Source organism: Blautia sp. AF17-9LB, from assembly GCF_003479185.1.
Taxonomy (GTDB): domain Bacteria; phylum Bacillota; class Clostridia; order Lachnospirales; family Lachnospiraceae; genus Fusicatenibacter; species Fusicatenibacter saccharivorans.
This window is the reverse complement of the sequence record NZ_QUGU01000007.1, coordinates 58,580-77,355: the sequence shown is the minus strand read 5'-3', so window position 1 is coordinate 77,355 and position 18,776 is coordinate 58,580. Positions and strand designations below refer to the sequence as shown.

At 51.3% G+C, this 18,776-nt stretch carries 16 protein-coding genes; 7 read left to right on the top strand and 9 right to left on the bottom strand.

Annotated features, from left to right (window positions below):
• Nucleotides 1-181 precede the first annotated feature (181 nt).
• Genes DWX00_RS09120 through argC form a run of 4 tightly spaced genes read right to left on the bottom strand, consistent with a single transcriptional unit; the run spans nt 182 to nt 4,620 of the window.
• Nucleotides 182-1,372 (bottom strand): aspartate aminotransferase family protein, encoded by a 1,191-nt coding sequence (locus DWX00_RS09120; protein WP_022462205.1) that lies wholly within the window; start codon nt 1,370-1,372, stop codon nt 182-184.
• On the bottom strand, nt 1,359-2,255 hold the full coding sequence (argB, locus tag DWX00_RS09115; RefSeq protein ID WP_118595082.1) for an acetylglutamate kinase: 897 nt from the start codon (nt 2,253-2,255) through the stop codon (nt 1,359-1,361). The genes DWX00_RS09120 and argB overlap by 14 nt, the downstream gene beginning before the upstream one ends.
• Before the next feature lie 48 nt (nt 2,256-2,303).
• Entirely contained in the window at nt 2,304-3,527 is a 1,224-nt protein-coding gene (argJ, locus tag DWX00_RS09110; protein ID WP_022462203.1) for a bifunctional glutamate N-acetyltransferase/amino-acid acetyltransferase ArgJ, read from the bottom strand.
• Between the two features lie 52 nt (nt 3,528-3,579).
• On the bottom strand, nt 3,580-4,620 hold the full coding sequence (gene argC, locus DWX00_RS09105; protein ID WP_022462202.1) for an N-acetyl-gamma-glutamyl-phosphate reductase: 1,041 nt from the start codon (nt 4,618-4,620) through the stop codon (nt 3,580-3,582).
• A 282-nt stretch (nt 4,621-4,902) separates the two neighbouring features.
• On the opposite strand from argC, the gene DWX00_RS09100 reads away from it, so the two are divergent.
• The gene (locus DWX00_RS09100; RefSeq protein WP_055218598.1) at nt 4,903-6,135 is read left to right on the top strand and encodes an argininosuccinate synthase; all 1,233 of its coding nucleotides are present in this window, start codon (nt 4,903-4,905) and stop codon (nt 6,133-6,135) included.
• A 97-nt stretch (nt 6,136-6,232) separates the two neighbouring features.
• On the opposite strand, the gene DWX00_RS09095 is transcribed toward DWX00_RS09100, so the two are convergent.
• From DWX00_RS09095 to DWX00_RS09085, 3 genes are read right to left on the bottom strand one after another with little or no spacing between them, the layout of a single operon-like run.
• Nucleotides 6,233-8,050: an N-acetylmuramoyl-L-alanine amidase gene (locus tag DWX00_RS09095; RefSeq protein ID WP_117804118.1), complete on the bottom strand. Its 1,818-nt coding sequence runs from the start codon at nt 8,048-8,050 to the stop codon at nt 6,233-6,235.
• A 15-nt stretch (nt 8,051-8,065) separates the two neighbouring features.
• Nucleotides 8,066-9,250 carry an iron-containing alcohol dehydrogenase gene (locus DWX00_RS09090; protein ID WP_118595124.1) on the bottom strand — a complete coding sequence of 395 codons (1,185 nt, stop codon included), beginning with the start codon at nt 9,248-9,250 and terminating at the stop codon, nt 8,066-8,068.
• Nucleotides 9,251-9,273: 23 nt separating this feature from the next.
• Nucleotides 9,274-10,113: a carbon-nitrogen hydrolase family protein gene (locus tag DWX00_RS09085; RefSeq protein WP_117761031.1), complete on the bottom strand. Its 840-nt coding sequence runs from the start codon at nt 10,111-10,113 to the stop codon at nt 9,274-9,276.
• A 794-nt stretch (nt 10,114-10,907) separates the two neighbouring features.
• On the opposite strand from DWX00_RS09085, the gene DWX00_RS09080 reads away from it, so the two are divergent.
• A complete protein-coding gene (locus tag DWX00_RS09080) occupies nt 10,908-12,671 on the top strand; it encodes an ABC transporter ATP-binding protein (RefSeq protein WP_118595081.1) in 1,764 nt (587 codons plus the stop codon).
• Between the two features lie 67 nt (nt 12,672-12,738).
• On the top strand, nt 12,739-14,523 hold the full coding sequence (locus tag DWX00_RS09075; protein WP_022462195.1) for an ABC transporter ATP-binding protein: 1,785 nt from the start codon (nt 12,739-12,741) through the stop codon (nt 14,521-14,523).
• 2 nt (nt 14,524-14,525) lie between these two features.
• Here DWX00_RS09075 and DWX00_RS19870 read toward each other — a convergent pair whose 3' ends face one another.
• On the bottom strand, nt 14,526-14,879 hold the full coding sequence (locus tag DWX00_RS19870) for a hypothetical protein (protein ID WP_173815799.1): 354 nt from the start codon (nt 14,877-14,879) through the stop codon (nt 14,526-14,528).
• A 13-nt stretch (nt 14,880-14,892) separates the two neighbouring features.
• Here DWX00_RS19870 and DWX00_RS09065 point away from each other — a divergent pair, with 13 nt between their 5' ends.
• The 4 genes from DWX00_RS09065 to DWX00_RS09050 are packed head-to-tail and all read left to right on the top strand — an operon-like array spanning nt 14,893 to nt 17,882.
• Complete coding sequence (locus tag DWX00_RS09065; RefSeq protein ID WP_243037992.1) at nt 14,893-15,786, top strand: metal ABC transporter substrate-binding protein; 894 nt, start codon at nt 14,893-14,895, stop codon at nt 15,784-15,786.
• Nucleotides 15,786-16,493, top strand: a complete 708-nt coding sequence (locus DWX00_RS09060) for a metal ABC transporter ATP-binding protein (protein WP_022462193.1) — start codon at nt 15,786-15,788, stop codon at nt 16,491-16,493. The genes DWX00_RS09065 and DWX00_RS09060 overlap by 1 nt, the downstream gene beginning before the upstream one ends.
• Complete coding sequence (locus DWX00_RS09055) at nt 16,490-17,314, top strand: metal ABC transporter permease (protein WP_117801495.1); 825 nt, start codon at nt 16,490-16,492, stop codon at nt 17,312-17,314. The genes DWX00_RS09060 and DWX00_RS09055 overlap by 4 nt, the downstream gene beginning before the upstream one ends.
• Nucleotides 17,315-17,357: 43 nt before the next feature.
• A complete protein-coding gene (locus DWX00_RS09050) occupies nt 17,358-17,882 on the top strand; it encodes a VanZ family protein (RefSeq protein WP_055227373.1) in 525 nt (174 codons plus the stop codon).
• A gap of 97 nt (nt 17,883-17,979) precedes the next feature.
• Here the strand turns inward: DWX00_RS09050 and DWX00_RS09045 are convergent, their stop codons facing one another.
• On the bottom strand, nt 17,980-18,690 hold the full coding sequence (locus DWX00_RS09045) for a peptidoglycan recognition protein family protein (protein ID WP_117761020.1): 711 nt from the start codon (nt 18,688-18,690) through the stop codon (nt 17,980-17,982).
• Between the last annotated feature and the right edge of the window lie 86 nt (nt 18,691-18,776).

Sequence of the window (18,776 nt, the reverse complement as noted above, 5' to 3'; positions counted from 1 at the left end):
TACGTTGATGAAATTTGGGTGCAGCTGGCGGAAAATCGGCCGTAAAAGCAAGTGCAGAAAGGCCCCGAGAGTACATTTTATACTATTCCTTTTTTCCCCGTTTTTATACAGAACTCAGGGACAGCAGGAAAACAGCCGACCGGTCTCCTGCCTAGGAAACCAGACGGCTGTCTATTTCACATTACTGTAATGCTTTCTCCAGTTTTTCAATCATCTCATCGATGTCATCTTTCGTAATCACAAGCGGCGGTACCATACGAAGAACGTCGCTTCCGGCGGAAATCACAAGAAGTCCGTTCTCAATCGCGCGGTTGATGACTTCTCCGACCGGACGTCCCGTTACGACAAGGCCCTGCATAAAGCCTTTTCCACGGCGTGCTGCGAGGCAGTCATATTTTTCCACCAGCTCGTCCAGCTTTTTCTCCAGATACGGAGCCGTCTCTGCTACATGCTCTACGACATGCTGTTTCTCATAGCATTCAAATACAGCATTGACAGCCGCGCAGGCCAGCGGGTTTCCGCCGTATGTCGTTCCGTGGTCTCCCGGAACGAGCGAATGCTCTGCCGTCTTTTTATTCAGCACGAAGGCGCCGACCGGAACGCCGCAGCCAAGTGCTTTTGCACACGTCATGACATCCGGCTGTACGCCGTAATCCTGCCATGCGAACAGTTTTCCCGTTCTTCCCATACCGCACTGGATCTCGTCGAGAATCAGCAGGATGTCGTGCTCGTCACACAGATCGCGCACGCCCTGTAAAAATTCTTTCGTTGCCGGATAGATACCGCCCTCGCCCTGTACAGTCTCCATGATGATCGCACATGTCTTGTCGGTAATCTGTGCCTTTACGCTCTCCAGATCATTAAAATCCGCAAATTTAATGCCGCCGATCAGCGGTTTGAACGGATCCTGATAATGCGTATTTCCTGTTACAGAAAGCGCTCCAAGGCTTCTTCCATGGAAGGAATGGTTCATCGCGATGATCTCGTGATCGTTGCTGCCGTCTTTTAAGTAAGCGTATTTTCTCGCTACTTTGATGGCTCCCTCGATCGACTCCGTACCGCTGTTCGTAAAGAATACTTTATCCATGCCGGATGCCTTCGCCAGCTTTTCTGCCGCGGAGCCCATCGGAACATTGTAGAACAGGTTGGAAACATGGATGACTTTGTCCACCTGGTCTTTCACTGCTTTTTTATAATCGTCATTGCTGTAGCCGAGCGCATATACCGCGATACCTGCCGCAAAGTCCAGATATGCTTTTCCGTCGGTGTCATACAGATGAACGCCCTCGCCGTGGTCGATCACAAGCGGGAACCGGTTATAGGTGTGGAGCACGTACTGCTCGGTCTGTTCCATATACTCATTTGTCTTCATGATTGAATTTCTCCTTGTTTTCCCCTAAAATCGCCGTACCAATTCCTTTGTTCGTAAAGATCTCAAGCAGCAGGCAGTGCTGGATTCTTCCGTCCATGATGTGGACTCTTGAAACACCGTTCTCAATCGCGTCGATACAGCCCTGGAGCTTTGGAATCATACCGCCGCCGACATTTCCGTTGGTGATGAGATCTCTTGCTTCCTGTACGTGGAGCTCGGAAATCAGGCTCTCCGGGTCCTTCGGATCTTTGTAGACACCCTCGATATCGGTCAGGAATGCCAGTTTTTCTGCATTTAACGCCTCAGCGATGGCGCATGCCGCGTCGTCTGCGTTGATATTGTAAGTATTGAAATCATCATCCATGCCGACCGGGCAGACAACCGGAAGGAAGTCGTTCTCCAGAAGATCGTACAGCACCTTCGGGTTTACGTTCTTGATATTTCCAACGAAGCCGATATCCTCGCCCTTGGACAGCTTCTTCTCTACATTTAAGAGTCCGCCGTCTTTTCCGCTGATGCCGACCGCGTTGACACCGAGTGACTGAATCATGGTGACAAGCTCTTTGTTGACCTTATTCAGCACCATCTCTGCCACTTCCATCGTATCGGCATCCGTTACACGAAGGCCGTTGACGAATTTCGGTTCCATGCCGACTTTTCCGACCCAGCGGCTGATTTCCTTTCCACCGCCGTGTACGATGATCGGTTTGAAGCCGACCAGTTTCAGAAGAACTACGTCCTGGATGACGTTTCTCTTTAACTCTTCATCCACCATTGCGCTTCCGCCGTATTTGATGACAATGATTTTGCGGTTGAACCGCTGAATATAAGGAAGTGCCTCGATCAGCACATTTGCTTTGTCCAGATACATCTGATTTACCATGATTTTTTCTCCTCTTATGCTCTTTTCCCGTGCCTGTTCCGGATCCGGTCAGGAACGATAATCTGCGTTGATTTTTACGTAATCGTAGGTCAGGTCGCAGCCCCATGCCGTTGCTGTCGCCTCTCCCATGTGGATGTCGGCGGTCGCAGTTACTTTCGGCTCGGAGAGGATCTTCGTTGCCTCCTCCTCGCTGTAGTCAACGGCAACACCTTTCGTGATAATCTGCAGTTTTCCGGCTGCGCTCTCAAAGTAGAGATCTACATTTTCCGGATCGAATTTTGCTCCGGAGTAACCCATCGCGCAGAGGATTCTTCCCCAGTTGGCGTCATGGCCGAAGATTGCCGCTTTCGTCAGACTCGATGTGATGACGGATTTTGCCAGTGTCACGGCCTGCTCTTTGCTCTCGGCTCCCTGAATCGTCACTTCGAACAGTGCGGTTGCGCCCTCGCCGTCGCCTGCGATGTGCATCGCCTGTGTTTTATTGACTTCAAAGAGTGCTTCTTTGAAAATCTTGTAATCCTCGTTTTCTTCCGTAATTTCCGGGTTTCCGGCAAGACCGTTTGCCAGAAGGAGAACGGTATCGTTTGTGGAAGTATCCCCGTCTACGGAAACCATGTTGTAGGTGTCCGGTACGACTTCGCTTAACGCTTTCTGCAGCATCTCTTTTGAAATATTGGCATCGGTTGCCACGAAGCTCAGCATGGTGCACATATTCGGATGGATCATGCCGGAGCCCTTGCACATGCTGCCGATCGTTACGGTTTTTCCGCCGATTTCGATCTGAACAGCAACTTCCTTCGGCTCGGTGTCGGTTGTCATGATCGCCTGTGCTGCTGTAGCTGCGGCTTCTCTTGTAGCTGCAAGCTGCGGTTTCAGCATTTCCACGCCGGCTGCGATCTTATCGATCGGGATCTGTTTTCCGATAACACCGGTCGATGCAACGAGAACGGAGTCCTCTGGAATGGAAAGTGCAGCTGATGCTGCCTCTGCGGTTTTTCTGCAGTAGCCATAGCCCTCCTCGCCGGTGCATGCATTGGCGATTCCGCTGTTGCAGACGATTGCCTGTGCGGTTGGATGGTTGTATACAATCTCCTGGTCCCATTTGACCGGAGCTGCTTTTACGATGTTTGTAGTAAAGGTTCCTGCTGCTACGCACGGTACCTCGCTGTAGACAAGTGCCATATCCTTTACGCCCTGTTTTTTAATTCCTGCTGCGCCGCCTGCTGCCTGAAAACCTTTTGCAGCAGTGATGCCTCCTTCAATCTTTTTCATTCTTTTATCCTCACTTTTCGTAAATTCCGTCTGTTGTCTGCTTCTGTCTTTTTTACGGGAACATCGGCGGCATGCACAGGCCTTCGTTTTCCGGCAGGCCGAACATCAGGTTCATATTCTGTACCGCCTGTCCTGCTGCGCCTTTGACCAGGTTGTCCATCGCACCCATCATGATGATTCGTTTCGTTCTCGGATCGATCTTGAAGTTGACATCCACATAGTTGCTTCCCTCGACCCATTTCGTCTGCGGGCAGACATCCTTATCGAGAACACGTACAAACTGCTCGTTGGCATAATACTTATCATAAACGGCTTTAACCTCTTCGTAAGTCACATCTTTTTTCAGGGATGCATATGCCGTTACGAGAATGCCGCGGTTCATCGGAACAAGATGCGGGGTGAAGTTCAGGGTGATCGGGTAGCCGGCTGCATAGGAAAGCTGCTCCTCGATCTCCGGTGTGTGGCGGTGGCCGGCAACGCCGTATGCCTTGATATTTTCATTAACCTCGCAGTAGAGGTTGTCCACTTTCGCTCCTCTTCCTGCTCCGGAAGTTCCTGATTTTGCATCAATAATGATGGTGTTTCCATCAATCAGATCTTCCTTTAATAAAGGATAAATCGAAAGAGTTGAGCAGGTCGGATAGCATCCCGGGTTTGCCACGATGCGCGCTTGTTTTACTTTCTCACGGTTGATCTCGCACAGTCCGTAAACCGCCTCGTCGATATACTGCGGGGATTTATGCTCGATCTTGTACCACTCTTCATACGTTTTTACATCTTTAATACGGAAATCGGCGCTCAGGTCGATGACCTTTACTTTCGAAAGAATTTCATCATTTACCAGGGAAGCACAGAGTCCCTGCGGAGTTGCTGTAAAAATGACGTCTACTTCCTTTGCAAGCTGCTCCATGTTGTCGTCCTTGCAGACATCGTCTACTAACTGAAACATATTCTGGTAAACCGACGCATATTTCTTATCGATATAGCTTCTGGAACCATACCATTTAATCTCCACATCTTTGTGTCCCAGGAGAATACGCACCAGCTCGCCTCCTGCATATCCTGTAGAACCGATAATTCCTGCTCTGATCATACCTTTTTCTCCTTTTTTCTTTCGCCCGTTTTCTTGTCTTGCCGGACATTTTTTCTTTTCTCTTTATGATAGCTCAATTATTTTCTTTTTTCAATGAAAAATCTTTGTTTTCTGCTGTCATATACCGTCGATTGCATAAGTATACACCTCAAATGTATATTATGCAAGTTTTTTTTGAATTTCTGAAAAAAAGCTTGCATAATCCTGTCGTATGATGTATATTTTAGTCATTGACGATGCACCGCGCATATAGGTGCACGAGAAATCCAAGGAGGATCTTACATTATGAAAGAAAAAGTTGTACTTGCCTATTCCGGCGGACTTGATACTACTGCCATTATTCCGTGGCTGAAAGAGACCTTTGACTACGAAGTAATCTGTTGCTGCATCGACTGCGGCCAGGGAAACGAGCTGGTTGGCCTCGATGAGAGAGCAAAACTTTCCGGCGCTTCCAAATTATATATCGAAAACGTTATCGACGAGTTCAGTGAAGACTTCATCATGCCGTGCGTAAAAGCAGGCGCTGTTTATGAGAACAAATACCTGCTCGGTACTTCCATGGCACGTCCGGTTATCGCAAAGAAACTCGTTGAGATCGCAAGAAAAGAAGGTGCTGTTGCCATCTGCCACGGCGCTACCGGTAAAGGAAATGACCAGATCCGTTTCGAGCTCGGCATCAAAGCCCTTGCTCCGGATATCAAAGTAATCGCTCCTTGGAGAATGACCGATGTATGGACCATGCAGTCCCGTGAAGACGAGCTGGCTTACTGTAAAGCACACGGCATCGACCTTCCGTTTGATGCAAACCACAGCTACAGCCGTGACCGTAACCTGTGGCACATCAGCCATGAGGGACTTGAGCTTGAGGATCCGTCCAACGAGCCGAACTACGACGATCTTCTCGTACTGACCACTCCTCCGGAAAAAGCTCCGGACGAAGGCGAGTACGTAACCATGACCTTTGAGGCCGGCGTTCCGAAGACCTTAAACGGAAAAGAAATGAAAGTTTCTGAAATCATCACCGAGCTGAACAAGCTGGGCGGAAAACACGGCATCGGTATTGTTGATATCGTTGAGAACCGTGTTGTCGGCATGAAATCCCGCGGTGTTTATGAGACTCCTGGCGGAACCATCCTGATGGCTGCACATGAGCAGTTAGAGGAGCTGATTCTCGACCGTGAGACCCTGAAAACAAAGAAAGATCTCGGAAACCTGCTTGCTGAGGTTGTTTACGAAGGAAAATGGTACACTCCTCTGCGCGAAGCAATCCAGGCATTCGTTGATGTAACCCAGAAATACGTAACAGGCGAAGTAAAATTCAAACTGTTCAAAGGCAACATCATCAAAGCCGGCGAGTCTTCTCCGTACAGCCTGTACAATGAGTCTCTTGCTTCCTTCACCACCGGCGATCTCTACGATCACCACGATGCAGACGGATTCATCACACTGTTCGGTCTGCCGCTGAAGGTTCGTGCGATGAAAATGCAGGAGCTGGAGAAAAACAACAACAAATAAGATCTGATCCTATGGATTCCCAAAAGAAAGCGGACTCGCTCCGCTTTCTTTTTTTGCATGCAAAAAGGACCCGCCCATTTCAGGCAGGTCCCTTTGTTTATTCGTAATATGCGTCGATTCCGTCCGCAATTCCCTGTGCCATCTTGTTTCGGTAATCCTCGGTTGCCATCAAACGGTCCTCGGAAGGATTGCTCATGAAGCCAAGCTCAATGATCGTGACCGGAATGGTACTCCAGTTGATGCCGCTCATGGAATCGGTGTAAATCACATCGCGGTTCTTCGCACCGGTGTCTTTGCAGAATGCTGCGATCATCTTCTGGGAGAGCTTCTGGCTCTTGCTGACCACATCACCGGAAAGATACGTATTTCTGCTGCTCGGTGCCATCGTAAGTGCTCCGTAAACCGACTGGTTCGAATCGCCGTTCGCGTGTACACGCACGAGAATGTCTGCTCCGTTCTGCGCGGCAAGTTTTGCACGCTCGGAATTGCTGATATTGACGTCGTGCGTCTCGCGGATCATGTAAACATCGTAGCCGCGCTCCTCAAGGATATCGCGTACCTTTAAGGATACCGCAAGGTTCAGCTCATACTCATTGATGCCGGTTGCCACACCGCATGTTCCGGAAGCAACCTTCGCCTTATAGGTCGATGATCCCGGTCCGATCGGCTCTTTCTCGCTGTTTCCTCTTCTCTGGTGTCCTGCGTCGATTGCCACGCAGATATTTTTGCTGTTCCGGCGGACACCGTTTTTATCAACGTAATAGCCGTCGATGTAGGTATCCTTATAGATGCCGCCCCAGCTTCGGAAGTAATACGTTTTTCCGTCCACTTCCTGCCAGCCGTTCTTGTAAATACCGCCCCAGCTCCGGAAGTAATACGTTGCGCCTTTGATCGTTACCCACTGGCTCTTATACATGCCGCCCCAGCTCTGCAGGTAATACCAGTTATTATCATACCACAGCCATTCACTGTGCATCATTTTGCCGTCCTGCCTCAGATAATACCAGTTCTTGTCATACAGCAGCCAGCCTTCCCCTTTTGGGGTTCCGTTGCTGTCCATGTAATACCAGTCACTGCCCTTGGCCGCCCAGGCGTTCACGCGCATGCCGCCCCAGCTTTCAAAGTAATAATCAACGCCGTCAATCGTCTGCCAGCCGGTACTCATCACACCGTCTGCGTCTACATGGTACGTTCTTTTATCATGCACAAACCACTGATTCGTTCTGAGACTTCCGTCCTCATTCAGATAGTACCATGTTCCGCCGACTTTTTTCCAGCCCTGGAATCCGGCTCCGCCCCAGCTCTCGAAGTAGTAGAGCGTTCCGTCAATCTTCTGCAGTCCGGTGCTCATCACACCGTTTTCATCTACATGGTATGTTCTCTTGTCGTGAACGAACCATTCATTCGTTTTGACGCTTCCGTCCTCGTTCAGATAGTACCATGCCCCGCCGACTTTTTTCCAGCCTTTGTATCCGGCTCCGCCCCAGCTCTCAAAATAATAGAGCTTTCCGTTGACCATCGAAAGACCCGTGCACATGATTTCGTCTGCATTCAGATAATATCTCCGGTTCAGATGGGTGATCCACTCGCTGGCGGCCATCGTGCCGTCCTCTTTTCTGTATTTCCAGCTTCCGTCCTCCTGTTTCACCCAGCCGGCAGGAAGTTTCTCTTCCGGCTCCTGTTCGTTGTCCTCACCTGGAATCGTAACAGCCGGCGTCTCGTTTTCCGAAGTACCGCTCTGCTCCTGCACTGCCGCTTCCTCATCCGAATTCTGCTCGGAACTTTCCGTCTCATCCTGCTGCCAGGTTACGGCCGTGCCGTCATTTTCTGCTGCGCTTACCCTTGCCGGAAGCGCCCAGCCTCCTGCCGCAACGACCGCTGCGATCAGCAGTGCTGCGATTTTCTTTTTTGCCATCTGGTTTTCCTCCTTTTATCGCGCCATCTGGTAAATCTCATATACTTCCTGTGCGCCCAGCTTGCGGATGCGGGACAGTTTTACAGTGTCCTGCTGTGTTGCATCCATGGAAAGGGCACGCAGATCCTCATCCGACGGGTTCGGGATATCAAGCTCATGCAGGGAGGTCGGCATGCCGAGCGAATGGAAGAACGCTACTGTGCGCTCAATGCCTTCCGTTGCCCGTTTGTGATCGCTTCCCTCTGTGATGCCCCAGACTTTTTCTGCAAACCGTGCAAACCGCCAGAGAACCGTCTCATCATCGTACTGGTATTTCGCCCAGGCACCCCAGACTGCCGCCAGGGATGCGCCGTGTGCTACATCGTATTTTGCACTTAACGCATGGCCGAATTTATGTACCGAAAAATCTTTGCCGCGTCCGCACTCCGTCAGTCCATTGTGTGACAGGCTTCCGCACCACATGATTTCCGCCATCGCATTGTAATCGGATGGGTTTTCCAGAACCTTCGGTCCGTTTTTGATTACGGTACGGAGGAGTCCCTCTGCGATCTCGTCCGTCATCTCGCACTGGCTCTCCGGAATGAAATAGCGCTCCATCGTGTGCATCATGATGTCGGTTACGCCGCAGGCAATCTGGTATTTCGGCAGGGTTGCTGCCAGCTCCGGATTCATGATGGCAAATTTGCAGCGGTTGAACGGCGTGTTGATGCCTGCCTTTTTGCCGATTGCCTCGTTTGTCAGAACGGCGGAATCACTCATCTCGCTTCCGGCTGCCGGAATCGTCAGAACCGCTCCTACCGGGAGAGATTTTGTCAGCGGTACTTTTTTCGTCCAGATATCCCAGAGTGCCTCCTCCGGATTTGCAGCTCCGTGTGCAACGGCTTTTGCGGTGTCAATCGAGCTTCCGCCGCCGACGGCAAGAATAAAGTCTGCCTGCATTTCCACTGCTTTTTTCACACCCTCCTCGGCAAGGGCAAGTCTCGGGTTTGGTTTTACGCCGCCAAGCTCTTCAAAGGCAAGGCCCTCTTTTGCAAGAGATGCTTCCACTCGGTCCAGAAGACCGCTCCGTTTTGCACTTCCGCCTCCGTAAACGACGAGCACCTTTGTGCCGCCCCATTTCTTTACCTCAGCGCCTGCCTGGTTTTCGGTCTCTTTTCCGAACACGACTTCCGTCGGGGTATACTGTATAAACTGATCCATCTTCTTATTTCCTCCCTGCATTTTTATTCTTCATAAATCCGTACGTTTCCCGAGCTTACACGGTAAAGATCGTCTCTCCTGTTTTCCAGAGACGGGATTTCATTTCTTGTCCGCTCCAGCACTTCCGGATCCAGCTCTGCGATGAGTACCTGCGGGGTATCATCTGCCTCCGCAAGAATTTCGCCGTCCGGCGCAATGATCATGGAATGGCCGTACGCCTCAAACCGCGCTTTCTGGCCGCACTGGTTGGCGGCGAGCACGTAGCATCCGTTTTCAATGGCGCGCGTGCGCAGCAGTGCTTCCCAGTGGCGCTCTCCCGTTGCTTTCGTAAAATCCGCCGCTATCAGAAATGCATCTGCTCCGGAGGATGCCATCAGCCGGTACTGTTCCGGAAAGCGGATATCGTAGCAGATGCTCATGCCGAACAGGCCAAGCGCCGTGTCCGCAAGAACAATTTCATTTCCCGGGCAGATCTCGCGTGATTCTTCGTAGGAGACACTGCCCGGAATATTTACGTCAAACATATGTATTTTGCTGTATTCTGCAATCGTTTCTCCATCTGGTCCGAACAGAAACGACGTGTTGGACGGACGCCCCGGATGGCGCCGTACCGTCATGCTGCCGCAGTGCAGATAGACATCGTACCGTTTGGCAAGGCTGGAAAACCGGCGGCTGACGTAGCCCGGCACTGCACTTGCGTGGCCCGGCATGTCTGCTCCCGTGTATTCTGCGGTCTCCGGGAAAAGAATCAGCTTCGCTCCCTGTTCCGCCGCCTCCCGCACATACTGCTCGGCCATACGCATATTTTCATTCATATCCGGCCCGGAATCCATCTGCACCAGGCCTGCAATTATTTTTTCCATCTTTTTGTCCCCTCGTTTCACATGTTATCTTGTGATTTTTCCGCTTATACTCTCGTTTATTATATCGTTACAGTTCACAGATACCTGCGAACTGTAACATTCGCAGCCCTCATTGAAAGTTTTGCTGCGCAAAAGGAGGGCTGCTCACACCTGAATCACTTTCTTACGCAGCGAAACAGCAAGTGTTTCACTGCTGATTGAACAGTAATATTATATCTCATATTCCCCAAAACAGCTACCCAAATTCGCAATTTTCATACCTTTTGCAGCTTTTATTTTTTAATTTTTGAAAATAACAATTGACAAATCCGGAAAACAGGAGTAGCTTAGAATCATAAGCTGTCGTGTTCGATCAGATGCGGCAGAAAAAATCATGAAAGGAGAACACCACTTATGATCAATCTTATTTATGCATCCAGCGTAAAACAGAATAAACTTCGTATGGCGATCAAACCAGGTGGCTGCCCTTCTTTCGAAATTCTTTGTAAGCATTAACTCTGCATAACAAATCTCTATGCATTCTTTATGCCTGCTATTTCGCACAGAAGGCGCGGTACGTCGATACTGCGGCTTTTTTTATTGCTATAAACAGTACGAAACCGTTCTTTCCGGCTTCGCTCCGTTTCCGGCAGGCAGATTCCGCGGTCTTCTTACCGCATCGATTCCCTTCTTTTATATACAAACGCAGCCTTCGCTTTCGTTTCCCGTTGTTCCGTTCCCACACTTACGGAGCTTTTGAAAGCCTATGTTCTGCCAGACACCCAAACGACATCAATGAGGAGGTTTTAACATTCATGAAGAAAAATCCAATCGGTAAGTACCTGCTCCAGAACTGGTACTACTACGTTTTCGCTTTTGGTTCCATGGCCTTAAGTGTCTTTCTCGATATGCTCGCGCCGCTTGTCACGCTGCACATCGTGGATGACGTGCTGGTCGGTCACAAAATGGAACTGCTCTGGAAATACCTTGCCGCCTTTCTTCTGATCGGTGCCGCAAAAGCCCTGTTTCAGTACATTAAAGAATTTTTATTCGATGTCAGCAGCGTCCGCGTCGCCAGCCAGATGAGGGGCAACCTGTTCCGCCACGTCCAGCGGCTTTCGGTGGAATACTTTGACAAAAACAATACCGGCGAACTCCTCGCCCGCGTGCGCGATGACGTCGACCGGATCTGGGATATCCTCGGCTTTGCCGGCATGCTGATCTTAGAAGGCCTGATCTGTATCATGATGGCAATGGTCAGTATGGTCAAACTGGATCTGCCGCTGACACTCGTCTCCGTGGCGATCCTTCCTTTCGTCGCAGGCATCGCAATCCGCCTCGAAAAAGAACTCGACCGTGTCTACGATGCGATCAGTGAGGAAAACGCCGTCATGAATACCGTTGCACAGGAAAATCTCGCCGGTGTCCGCACCGTTAAATCCTTTGCACGGGAACCGTATGAGATCAAAAAATTCCGGAAACACAATCAGAAATACTGCGATCTCAACATGGATCAGGCGCGCGTCCTGATGAAATACGATCCCGCCATCTCGTTTCTTACGAAGCTGATGCGCGTGCTCGTCCTTCTCGCGGGCGGCTACGGTGTCATCCACGGGCGCATTACGCTCGGTGTTTTAACGGCCTTTATGGAGTACACCTCCAAGATCACCTGGCCGATCGAAAACGTCGGCTGGCTCGGCAACTGCTTCGCTTCTGCGATTGCTTCCAACAAGAAGCTGAACAAAATTCTCGCAGAGAAGCCGCAGATCGCAGAACCGGAAAATCCGGTGGAGCTTTCAAAACTTCCGGGTGACCTGGAATTCCATCACGTCGATTTCTCCCTGCATGACACACCGATTCTGCAGGATATCGACTTTACCTTAAAGCAGGGCCACACACTCGGCATCATGGGTATGACGGGTTCCGGAAAAACAACCATCGTCAATCTGCTCGAGCGTTTTTACGATGTCACCAACGGTTCCATCTGTCTCGACGGCCACGATATCCGCACCCTGCCGCTGCGCACCGTGCGCGATACTTCTTCCGTCGTCATGCAGGACGTCTTCCTGTTCTCAGATACCATTTCTGAGAATGTCCGCCTCGGCAGCCGCAGCACGATGAAATCCGAGGAGGTACATAACGCTGTCTCCGCTGCATGTGCTTCCGAGTTCGTCGACCATCTTTCGGATCAGTACGAAACCGTCATCGGCGAACGCGGCATGGGACTTTCCGGCGGTCAGAAGCAGCGTCTTTCCATCGCACGCGCCCTGGCAAAACAGGCTCCGATCCTCGTACTGGATGATTCCACCTCGGCGCTCGATATGGAGACCGAATACGAAATCCAGAGCCATCTCGCCGAGAAAAAAGATGTTTCCAAGATCATCATTGCCCACCGCATTTCTTCGGTGCAGAGTGCCGATGAGATTCTGTATCTCGATCACGGACGCATCGCCGAGCGCGGCACGCATGAGAGTCTGATGGCACAGAAAGGCCTGTACTACTCCACCTGGGAGGCTCAGTACGGTGATTACCATAAAGCAAAGGCAGCCCTCGAGCAGGCACTTCCTGCCAATGCTTAATTCAATTTAATTTGTTACCCGACAACTTCTGTATTTACTTACCCGTTAAGAGAGGAACAATACGATTATGGCTATCAATTCCAGTAAAGTAGATGAAGAGCAGAAAGAGGTCTTAAAGAGCGCGACCATCCGCCGCCTCTTCTCCTACTTAAAAAATTATAAACGCCAGGTTGCCGTCGTTCTCGTGGTTCTCGCCGTTACCATCGCGATTTCCACTGTGAACCCGCTGCTCCTGGAGTACGCCATCGACGTCAATATTGCGCAGAAAGACTGGCGCGGGCTTGTTGCCCTCTGCGTATTCATGGTTGTGATCAACCTGGTTTACGCGGCCGGTGTCCGCCTGCGGATGCTTCTGATGGCGCGTATTACCAACAACATTCTTCTGGAAATCCGTGACGAGCTCTACACGCATATCCAGACCTTAAGCTTCAGCTTTTTCGATACCCGCCCGGCCGGAAAGATTCTGGCGCGCATCATCGGCGATGTCAACTCGTTAAAGGATGTGCTGAACGACGGTGTCACAAAGCTGATTCCAAACATTCTCACGATCATCGCCATTCTGGTGATCATGATGATCAAAAACATCTGGCTCTCCTTAAGTGCGATTCTCGTGCTGCCGCTGATCGCTGTCGGCATGTATTTTATTCAGATCGTCGCACACAAGAGATGGCAGACGTTCCGGAAAAAATCTTCCAATGTTACGGCATATATCCACGAGGACTTCTCCGGTATCCGCATCATCAAGAGCTTTACCGCAGAGCAGGAATCGCAGGGCGAGTTTGACCGGCTTCTTCTTGAGCATCAGAACTCCTTCATCCATGCGGTCCGCCTGGCGGATGGTTTTTCCGCTGTGATCGAGGTGACCTGGGGCATCGGAACGTTTCTTCTGTATTTTATCGGTATTTCCGTGCTCGGCGTGGATGCCGTTCCGATCGGTACGTTCACGGCGTTTGCGATGTATCTGACGATGTTCTGGGATCCGATCCAGAACCTGGCCGGTTTTTACAACAAGCTGATCACGAACCTTTCCGCTGCGGAGCGAATCTTTGAGATCCTCGACACACCGGCGGAGGTTGCCGACAAGCCTGGCGTCACAGAACTGCCGCCGATCAAAGGAGAAGTAACATTCGACCATGTCAGCTTTGCCTACTCCGATGATCCGGACACGCTGGTTTTAAAAGATGTCAGCTTTACAGCGGCTCCCGGTGAGACGATCGCACTCGTCGGCCCGACCGGCGCCGGAAAGACGACCATTGTCAATCTGATCAGCCGTTTCTACAATATTACTTCGGGAACGGTCCGCGTCGACGGCCACAGCCTGACGGATGTCTCCATCAACAGCCTGCGTGCCCAGATGGGCGTGATGACACAGGACAACTTTCTCTTCTCCGGCACGATCCGCGACAACATTGCGTATGGAAAGCTCGATGCCACGGAGGAAGAAATCATTGCCGCCGCAAAGGCCGTGCATGCCCATGACTTTATCATAGAGCTGCCGGACGGCTATGACACCGAGATCAGCGAGCGCGGTGCCCGTCTTTCCAACGGCCAGCGCCAGCTTCTCGCCTTTGCCAGAACGATGGTGTCCGATCCGCGGATTCTGATTCTCGACGAGGCGACGTCCAGCATCGACACACAGACAGAAATTCAGGTGCAGCAGGGAATCGAAAGCCTGTTGAAGGGCCGTACCTCGTTCATCATTGCGCACCGTCTTTCTACTATTAAAAATGCGGACCGGATTTTCGTGATCGACCACGGAAAGATTTTCGAGCAGGGAACCCACGACGAACTGATGGCAAAACAGGGCGCGTACTACCAGCTCTACCAGGCACAGTTCCGCCGGGTATCCTAAAATCAAGAAATTTTCTCAAAACTGCCTTTCTTTTTTACAGGGAAAGGCAGTTTTTTTCCCTCTTTTCTATAACTGGTTTTCCTTTCCTTGACAAATGAATCCTCCCTGCTATATGATGATAACTGATCTTTTTTCGGGGACATTTGTTCCCGTCTGCCGCTTCCCACTCCTGCGGCATTTGTCACGAAACAGTCTGATACGGAGCTTTTTCGAATGCCTCCGTGTTTTCTTTCAGAAAGGAGTATCATGACATTTTTTTCAAAAAAAACGTTACGCCTTCTCCTCCTTCCTGCCCTCCTTCTTCTGACGGGCTGTGCGGGATCCTCAAAAGAGACGGCGGATTCCCAGGAGAACACGAAACTCTCCGCCGTGGCTACGATTTTTCCGCAGTATGATTTTCTGCGCGCCATCGGCGGCGATCATCTCGATCTCCACATGCTGCTTTCCCCGGGCGCAGAAAGCCACTCATTTGAGCCGACACCGGGCGATATGATCACAGTTTCCGAATGCGATCTCTTCGTCTACGTCGGCGGCGATTCCGATGCCTGGGTGGAAACGATTCTCGATTCCGTCGATACCTCGAACAAAGAAGTCGTCACGCTGATGGACTGCGTCGACACCGTTGCCGAGGAAACGGTCGAGGGAATGGAGACCCACGGCCACGCACACGATCATGAAGACGAGGATGCGGACCACGACGAGGATTCCCACGATCACGAAGACGAATCCCACGGCGAACAGGACGAGCACGTCTGGACTTCACCGAAAAATGCAATGCGGATTGTCCAGAAGCTCTGCGATGCGCTCTGCCGCCTCGACCCGGAAAACGCGGACGATTATCAGGCAAACACTGCTTCATACCTCGCTTCGCTTACCTCCCTCGATGAGGAATTTTCCGATGTCACAGCGAATGCCAGCCGCCACACCATCGTTTTCGGCGACCGTTTTCCGTTCCGCTATTTCGCGGACGCCTACGGCCTCGACTATTACGCGGCATTCCCCGGCTGCTCCTCGGAATCCGAGGCGAGTGCCAAAACACTTTCTTTTTTAATTGACAAGATCAACGAAGAGCAGATTCCTGTCGTCTTCCACACCGAGCTGTCCAACGAAAAAATGACGGACTGCATCTGTGAGGCGACCGGCGCGAAAAAGCTGCTGCTTCACTCCTGTCACAACGTATCCAAAGATGATTTCGAAAACGGCGCCACGTATCTTTCCCTGATGGAACAGAATGTCGCCGCACTAAAGGAGGCTCTGAACTAATGGCTCTACTTACCTGCAGTGATGTCACCTTCTCCTACGAGGGCATCCCGGTCCTGACCGATGTCAACTTTGCCCTGGAAGCCGGCTCCTACCTCTGTATTGTGGGCGAGAACGGTTCCGGAAAAAGTACTCTGGTCAAGGGACTGCTTCACTTAAAAAATCCGTCCACCGGCTCGATCACAACCGGCGACGGGCTTCATCCAAGCGAGATCGGCTATCTGCCGCAGCAGACCGCCGCACAAAAGGATTTCCCGGCGAGCGTCTGGGAAGTCGTGCTGTCCGGCCGGCAGAACCACCCGCATTTCCCGCCGTTTTACACAAAGGCAGATAAAGAGGACGCGCTCCGCAATATGGAGCTTCTCGACCTCCTTCCATTAAAGAAACGATGCTACCGTGATCTCTCCGGCGGCCAGCAGCAGCGTGTGCTTCTCGCTCGTGCGCTTTGCGCCACAAAGAAACTGCTGCTCCTCGACGAGCCGGTCACTGGCCTTGACCCGGTCATGACAAACGAAATGTACCAGCTCATCCGCCGCATCAACCGCGAGCAGAACGTTACGATCATCATGGTTTCCCACGATATCCGCAATATTCTGCCGGACGCAACGCACATTCTCCAGCTCGACCAGAAGCAGGTCTTCTTCGGTCCGATGGACGAGTATCTGAAAACCGAGGCGGGAAAACAGTTTTTAGGAGGTGCTGACTTATGATTTCGAATCTGCTGAAAATGCTTTCTTATCCGTTTATGCAGCGTGCCCTTGTGGTCGGCATTCTCGTCTCTTTGTGTGCCGCACTGCTTGGCGTCAGCCTCGTGTTAAAGCGCTACTCCATGATCGGCGACGGCCTCTCCCATGTCGGATTCGGCTCTCTTGCGATTGCAACGGCACTCGGTTTTGCTCCGCTTGCCTTCACAATCCCTGTCGTCGTGCTTGCCGCCTTTCTGCTGCTCCGCATGAACGAATCCAGCAAGATCAAAGGCGACGCCGCCATCGGTCTGATTTCAAGCTCTGCGCTTGCGATCGGTGTCATCACGGTTTCGTGGTCGAGCGGCATGAACACCGATGTCAACAACTACATGTTCGGAAGCATCCTTGCGATGAGTGATGAGGACGTCGTTCTCTCCGTGGTGCTCTCCATCGTCGTGCTGCTCCTGTTCGTCCTGTATTACAACCGTATTTTTGCCGTCACTTTCGACGAGACATTTGCCAAAGCAACCGGTGTCCGCGCAGAGGTTTACAACATGCTGCTGGCATTCTTAACCGCTATCACAACCGTGCTCGGCATGCGCATGATGGGCGCACTTCTGATCTCCAGCCTGCTGATTTTCCCGGCACTGACCTCGATGCGTCTCTGCCATACCTTCCAGAGCGTGGTAATCTGCTCCGCGGTTCTTTCCGTGGTATGCTTCCTTCTTGGCATGTCCCTCTCGTTTTTCCTGTCCTCCCCTGCCGGAGCGACGGTCGTAATCGTGAACCTGCTGGCATTCCTGATCTTTTCTGCGATTGCCAGAATCCGCGAGCATACCGCATAAAAAGTTTCCGATCTGACCTGCTTTGTTTTACTGGAGGTATTTTATGAATCGAATTGTAATTGCACTGTTAAAACCGTTTTCCTTCATCCCGGCGATTCTGATGATGTCGATGATTTTCTCCTTCTCTTCCCAGAACGGAACGGAATCCTCACAGTTCAGTGAAAAAGTGGCGCGCGGCATTTTCATCACGATCGACCACGTCATGGACCGCGGATGGGATGATGAGAAGATCCAGGAACTGGCTGACGAGTATCAATACCCGGTGCGGAAGCTGGCTCATATGACAGAGTACTGTCTGCTTGCAATCTGTGTTTCGCTTCCGCTCTACGTCTACGGCCTGCGGGGCTTCGCGCTCACATTTCTTGCCGGCATCCTCTGTGTCGCCTTTGCCGCGAGCGATGAGTTCCACCAGACGATGGTCGCCAACCGCGGCCCGTCCGTAAAGGACGTCGGCATCGACAGCATCGGCGTTCTCTTCGGCATCACGTTTGTACGGCTGTTCTGCTGGATTGCACTCGGCGGAAATACGAAAAAAAGAAAGCGGCGCAGACGGCGTTACTATTACTAAAAATATTGGATAACAGAAAAATCCCCGTTGGAAAAATCATTTCTCCTGAAACTGATTTTCCCAACGGGGATTTTTTCATTTTTCTTAAAAACAGCTCTTAGGAAAGTGAATCCGCATATGCCTGAATATCTGCCTTCATCTGAATCCAGGCATCCTCATGCTCCACGTAGTACAGAGGGCAGAGCTTTTCGGTTACATCATAGTGACGGATCACATCGTCCGAAGTCAGATTGAACCGCTTGCATAAGAAACCGGCGAGCTGGACCACAGAATTGTATGTCTCATCGGTAAATTCACCGCTGTCATCCGGGTGGCAGCATTCAATCGAGATCGTATCGAAATTACGCTGGTTCGATGCATACGACCATTCACTCGTCGGGATACACTGAACGACTTCTCCCTCGATGCCGACGACGAAATGGCTGCTGGCCTGCGCCTCCTGCGTCTCAGGCAGGTTTTCAAAGTAATCACGGTTCTGCATCGCCGTGCTTCCCGGGTTTGCGGTGTAGTGAATAACGATACCGTCCACCTTTTTCAGCCTCGTCTGCGGTCTGGACCAGCTGTTCGGCGTCAGAAGCTCCACATCAATCGGCGGAGCGCCGGTCCAGTCGGTGATATCGTTGTCCTCATAATCAGAACCGGAATAATCAACGGCCGTGATATCACTTGCCGTTTTTGCCACACGGCGGATGCCGCTGTAAATGCCGACGCAGATCAGCACCACCAGAACTCCCGTCAGAAACATTCTGCGGTGAAGCTGGCGCTGCCTCTGTTTTCTTGTCGTTTTTCCCCGTCTCTTCTGTGCCATATGTTCTCTCCCCGCTGCAAATAAGCGCTCCCTCATTTGAAAAGGCAGAAGCTGAAAAGTTTCTGCCCTTTCCCCCTTCTGCCTTT

Excerpts from the sequence above, each read along its gene's own strand:
- DWX00_RS09120 (WP_022462205.1), bottom strand. The coding sequence starts at position 1,372 with ATGAAGACAAATGAGTATATGGAACAGACCGAGCAGTACGTGCTCCAC.
- argB (WP_118595082.1), bottom strand. The coding sequence starts at position 2,255 with ATGGTAAATCAGATGTATCTGGACAAAGCAAATGTGCTGATCGAGGCA.
- argJ (WP_022462203.1), bottom strand. The coding sequence starts at position 3,527 with ATGAAAAAGATTGAAGGAGGCATCACTGCTGCAAAAGGTTTTCAGGCA.
- argC (WP_022462202.1), bottom strand. The coding sequence starts at position 4,620 with ATGATCAGAGCAGGAATTATCGGTTCTACAGGATATGCAGGAGGCGAG.
- DWX00_RS09095 (WP_117804118.1), bottom strand. The coding sequence starts at position 8,050 with ATGGCAAAAAAGAAAATCGCAGCACTGCTGATCGCAGCGGTCGTTGCG.
- DWX00_RS09090 (WP_118595124.1), bottom strand. The coding sequence starts at position 9,250 with ATGGATCAGTTTATACAGTATACCCCGACGGAAGTCGTGTTCGGAAAA.
- DWX00_RS09085 (WP_117761031.1), bottom strand. The coding sequence starts at position 10,113 with ATGGAAAAAATAATTGCAGGCCTGGTGCAGATGGATTCCGGGCCGGAT.
- DWX00_RS09080 (WP_118595081.1), top strand. The coding sequence starts at position 10,908 with ATGAAGAAAAATCCAATCGGTAAGTACCTGCTCCAGAACTGGTACTAC.
- DWX00_RS09075 (WP_022462195.1), top strand. The coding sequence starts at position 12,739 with ATGGCTATCAATTCCAGTAAAGTAGATGAAGAGCAGAAAGAGGTCTTA.
- DWX00_RS09060 (WP_022462193.1), top strand. The coding sequence starts at position 15,786 with ATGGCTCTACTTACCTGCAGTGATGTCACCTTCTCCTACGAGGGCATC.
- DWX00_RS09055 (WP_117801495.1), top strand. The coding sequence starts at position 16,490 with ATGATTTCGAATCTGCTGAAAATGCTTTCTTATCCGTTTATGCAGCGT.
- DWX00_RS09050 (WP_055227373.1), top strand. The coding sequence starts at position 17,358 with ATGAATCGAATTGTAATTGCACTGTTAAAACCGTTTTCCTTCATCCCG.
- DWX00_RS09045 (WP_117761020.1), bottom strand. The coding sequence starts at position 18,690 with ATGGCACAGAAGAGACGGGGAAAAACGACAAGAAAACAGAGGCAGCGC.